This window comes from Candidatus Obscuribacterales bacterium (assembly GCA_036703605.1).
Lineage (GTDB): Bacteria > Cyanobacteriota > Cyanobacteriia > RECH01 > RECH01 > RECH01.
The window spans coordinates 1-1,560 of record DATNRH010000341.1 but is presented as its reverse complement, the minus strand read 5'-3'; the positions used below and the strand labels follow the sequence as shown (position 1 = coordinate 1,560).

The 1,560-nt window shown below is 54.1% G+C and carries 2 protein-coding genes and 1 pseudogene; 2 read left to right on the top strand and 1 reads right to left on the bottom strand.

The features are described 5' to 3' along the window. Positions 1-236: 236 nt before the first annotated feature. Positions 237-425 (top strand): annotated as a pseudogene (locus V6D20_07185) (Rdx family protein). Between the two features lie 68 nt (positions 426-493). Beyond that, a complete protein-coding gene (gene dtd / locus V6D20_07180; protein ID HEY9815566.1) occupies positions 494-931 on the top strand; it encodes a D-aminoacyl-tRNA deacylase in 438 nt (145 codons plus the stop codon). 2 nt (positions 932-933) lie between these two features. Here the strand turns inward: dtd and V6D20_07175 are convergent, their stop codons facing one another. Beyond that, positions 934-1,416, bottom strand: coding sequence for a hypothetical protein (locus V6D20_07175; GenBank protein HEY9815565.1), 483 nt, complete (start codon positions 1,414-1,416; stop codon positions 934-936). Positions 1,417-1,560: the final 144 nt, after the last annotated feature.

Genomic DNA, 1,560 nt, shown 5'->3' with positions numbered 1-1,560 from the left:
AACATAATCCGCGTTTCGCGCCGTCCCTTCAGATCCCCACAGGAGATCGGGACGTAATCAATGTCGGTCACGGCATGAGGAATATGCGGCATGAACCTATGTTATACTAACCGTCCAAAATTCTGGAAGTAGATACCATTCAAACTTGAAGGACACTCTCGAATATCAAGGAGATGCAAAGCATGCTATATAATGTCGAACTAATCTATTGTGCAGCTTGACACTATACCGATCGAGCCGTCAGTTTGGCGGCAGAACTTTTGAAGGAATTTGAATTCAAAATCGATTCGTTTTCGTTAGTACCTTCCGATGGGGGTCGCTTTGAGGTAAGCGTCAACGGGGATCTGGTCTACTCCAAGTTACAAACAAACCGCCATGCCGAACCCGGAGAGGTGGCTGGTCTGGTGCGTAAAGTAATTAACTAAGTCGCTATTCAGAGAAAGGGATCTTAGTAAATTTGTTATCTTGATCCCTTTCTAATTATTTAACCGTCATGCGCGTCGTACTGCAGCGCGTCAAACATGGACGCGTGTCAGTGAAAGAAGGGGTCCTGGCCGAGATCGGACCAGGATTGGTGATCCTGGTTGGAATTGGTCCTCAGGATGGGGAAGAACAGGCTCGCTTCCTAGCCGGGAAGATCGCCCAGCTGCGCATCTTCGAGGATCAAGATGGCAAAATGAACCGCTCACTGCTGGATATCGGCGGGGGTGCGATTGTAGTCTCGCAGTTCACTTTGTACGCCGATACCCGCAAAGGTCGCCGACCTTCCTTTACAGATGCTGCTCCTCCTCAAATTGCCCAACCACTGATTGAGCGTTTCGCATCATTCTTGATCGAAATGGGCATTCCCACCCAAACCGGTGAATTTGGCGCCCATATGCTGGTCGAAATCGCCAATGACGGTCCGGTAACGATTATCCTGGAACGATAGCGCTACTCGTTATCCCCGCTCCCAGGCCATCCCAAACTCCATAAAACTGCATCCAACTGTACTCCGATCGCGCCGGCCTCCAGGCAGGCATCCACCTGATCAGGATCATACACCCCACCCCCCGCGATCACCGGGGTACCGTATTCAACCAGCTCCAAGACGCTGGCAAGCGCCAGTGGGTACACCGCCGGCCCGAATAATCTGCCGCGCACTCTTTGCCCCTGTTTGTTCAGCAGTGCGCCTCGCGGCGGCGCCAGGCTGATCGCCATCAGTGGTGTTGCAGCCACAGCTTTAACTATTGCGCCAGCTCTTTCCATCGGCACCCGCACGATCAGCGGCAGTTCACCTGCCGCAGCCTGCACCATCTCGCTTGCCAGCCCAGCATCGACATCGGGCGGCAGCCCCAACTCGATCCCCATCACCCCTTCCAGCTCCTCAAGTGGTGGGACCATCCGGGCTACATGATCAATGTTATCAGCCAGCAAGTGTACGATTATGGGCAGAGAAGATCGCGCCCAGCTCGCTGCATAGCGCCGCACCGCCGTCCGCAATCCAGGATTTGGGTATCCGGAGTGCAGCAAGAATCCTCCTGGGTACTGCAGGCTGGTTCGCGTTCTGGCTGGGGTGCG